This window comes from Citrobacter sp. VF227 (assembly GCF_052950715.1).
Genome location: NZ_JBRFVF010000378.1, coordinates 1 through 473, shown reverse-complemented (window position 1 = coordinate 473; position 473 = coordinate 1). Strand labels below are relative to the sequence as shown.

Annotated in this window: 1 protein-coding gene and 1 pseudogene; both read right to left on the bottom strand. The window is 58.6% G+C overall.

Annotated elements, in window-relative coordinates; genetic code table 11:
- Window positions 1-216, bottom strand: a pseudogene (locus ACU8YC_RS26850) (myo-inosose-2 dehydratase); the annotation flags it as partial.
- 14 nt (window positions 217-230) lie between these two features.
- Window positions 231-473: 2-deoxy-5-keto-D-gluconate 6-phosphate aldolase domain-containing protein (locus tag ACU8YC_RS26845; RefSeq protein WP_446896236.1), on the bottom strand; the 243-nt coding region annotated here is incomplete at its 5' end.

Here is a 473-nt window from a genome sequence, read left to right as displayed (position 1 = left end):
ACCGGAGTAGCAGCCGGAAACCAGTTGCAGCTCGTGGCGCTGCAAAATGGGGCCGAGCAGTCGCGCCTCGCGCGGGAATTTATTGCCCAGTTCGAAAACAGCAAACCCGGCCTCGTTGCCTTCGCTCAGACAAGTATCCAGCGAGGTCTCGGCGCCCAGAGAAGGAAGATAGTCATTCGTCCATGTCAGTGGATTAATACCTAATTGTACCGTCATTATCTTCTCCTGAATTATGCTTGTCCGCGAGCGCGCCACCAGGCGATAAGCTGCAGGTAGTTATCCTTAATGCGCGCCACCAGCTGCGCATCATCAATATCGTGTTTCAGCCACGCGCGAGAGGCGTCGCCAAACAGCGTACGTCCCACGGCGAAACCCTTGACCAGCGTGTGTCCTGCAGCGGCTTTGAAGTCGGCGCGCAGTTGCGCTGCCGGGGCATCCAGCCCGAGGATCACCACCCCACGGCAGTGTGGGTC